The 1,900-nt window shown below is 32.7% G+C and carries 2 protein-coding genes, 1 tRNA gene and 1 pseudogene; 3 read left to right on the top strand and 1 reads right to left on the bottom strand.

Annotated features, from left to right (window positions below):
- The first annotated feature begins 17 nt into the window (after window positions 1-17).
- Window positions 18-90: transfer RNA gene (locus BUB96_RS10070), tRNA-Asn, on the top strand.
- 331 nt (window positions 91-421) lie between these two features.
- Here the strand turns inward: BUB96_RS10070 and BUB96_RS10075 are convergent.
- The gene (locus tag BUB96_RS10075; protein ID WP_073298690.1) at window positions 422-742 is read right to left on the bottom strand and encodes a HesB/YadR/YfhF family protein; all 321 of its coding nucleotides are present in this window, start codon (window positions 740-742) and stop codon (window positions 422-424) included.
- 275 nt (window positions 743-1,017) lie between these two features.
- Here BUB96_RS10075 and BUB96_RS10725 point away from each other — a divergent pair, with 275 nt between their 5' ends.
- Together BUB96_RS10725 and BUB96_RS10085 are read left to right on the top strand one after the other, a co-directional pair.
- Window positions 1,018-1,155 (top strand): helix-turn-helix domain-containing protein, encoded by a 138-nt coding sequence (locus BUB96_RS10725; protein ID WP_084137144.1) that lies wholly within the window; start codon window positions 1,018-1,020, stop codon window positions 1,153-1,155.
- A pseudogene (locus tag BUB96_RS10085) lies at window positions 1,156-1,881 on the top strand (family 1 glycosylhydrolase); the annotation flags it as partial.
- Between the last annotated feature and the right edge of the window lie 19 nt (window positions 1,882-1,900).

The raw sequence follows: 1,900 nt of genomic DNA on the forward strand, positions 1-1,900 counted from the left end.
GAATATCGATTTATTATTCCGCAATAGCTCAGTCGGTAGAGCACGTGACTGTTAATCACGCTGTCGCAGGTTCGAGTCCTGCTTGCGGAGTTTTTTTGTGCCTTTTTTACTATTTTAAGGCTGTAAAAGGTTTTTGAGTCTTTCCTTTATGAACGAAAAATACACCTTTAGAGGCTCATTCATCAAGGGCTTCAAAGGTGTAAATCAAATATTAATAGTAATACAATACATATTTTTTATCTTTGGATATCTCTTAATACAGAGGTGTCCTTTTTTTCTAGATCCATAATGATTTATAGCTTATCTTACTCTTTAATTTAAAAAAGCAGGTTCCAATAATCAAACCTGCTTTTAAAATTATCTATATAATGATTGTTTTTAATTTAAGAAAATTCAAGTTTGCATTAAATAACCAGTTTAATCATTCATTATTATCTTCGTCATGGCCTTCAAAATGATATTTAGGTTCATTTAGCTCTTCATCTATATCTACTTCTAGATCATAACCATTAAAGAACCATTCATCTTCACGTGTTGTAAAATATTTACGACCGTTAACTTCGGTACTTGATAAGATATTGTCATGATTCTCTGGATTATCAACTTGTACACCTAGTGAGAACCCATCATGAACTTCAGTTTTTCCATAAGTTTTTCCAAAAAAACGAACCGCTTCACCTTCATTTAATGGGAATTTATCTTCAAACCATTTTGTTGCTTTCTCAGTAAGTTTTATATCCATTTTTATCGCTCCTAATTTTAATATCGAATATATTCTTGTGTCCATATAACTTTATCATGGAAACAGACAAAATAAAATGATTATGTTCTATTTCTATGAACATCTTGCACTATATTTCTCGATAAATAATAGTGCAAGATGTTTCTAATTTCTTCTAATCATGTTATTTTTAACAAATCATTTAGTAAAAATTAATCTTTTAAAAGAATCCATTTAAGCTTATACTGTGTACAGGAACAATAATAATTAGTTGGAAACCTAAAGGAGCAAATCTAATGAGAGAGAAAATACTAGTTAATCTCTTAGAAGAAAAGAAAGTTCCAGTAAGTCTGAAAGCAATATGTCATATTATGAATCTTTCGGAAAGTACAATTAGAAATTTAATTAAAGAACTTAAGCCTACCAGTGAATAGGCACAGATTGGCTGTATGCTGGCTCGATTTGAAGCTTGTCCAGATTCAAGTCACCCAGAGGATGTTTTATTGAGTGTAAAGTCAGATCAAAACAATTTATTTTATTCAGATGTTCAAATTCGTGGCTACTATCCAACGTACATGGATAAAGTTTTTGCAGACAAAGACATAACTATTGAAATGGACCCAGAAGATGCAAAAATTCTTAAAGAAGGTACTGTAGACTTTATGTCCTTTAGTTACTATATGTCAGGAGTTGTTGGACGAACTCCTAGTGATGAATCAACAGGTGAAAATATCATGGGGTCACAACCAAATCCACATTTAGAGGCGAGTGAATGGGGTTGGCCTATTGATCCAGTAGGGTTACGTACAACCCTGCATAAATTATATGACCGTTATCAAATTCCTCTGTTCATTGTAGAAAATGGACTAGGTGCAGAAGATGTTGTTGAAGAAGATGGCAGCATTCATGACCAGTATCGAATCAATTATTTACGTGAGCATATTAAACAAATGGAAATAGCCATTGAAGAAGGTGTAGACTTAATGGGGTACACACCTTGGGGTTGCATTGATTTAATCAGTGCGCCTACTTCGGAAATGTCTAAGCGTTATGGTTTTATCTATGTGGATCAAGATGATGAAGGAAGCGGAACTCTTAATCGTTCTAAAAAAGATTCTTTTTATTGGTATAAAAAACTATATGATTGCTTCGCAATCTAAGCCATGACAGAAAAGAGAG

It is taken from the genome of Atopostipes suicloacalis DSM 15692 (assembly GCF_900129085.1).
In the GTDB taxonomy this organism is placed as follows: Bacteria; Bacillota; Bacilli; order Lactobacillales; family Carnobacteriaceae_A; genus Atopostipes; species Atopostipes suicloacalis.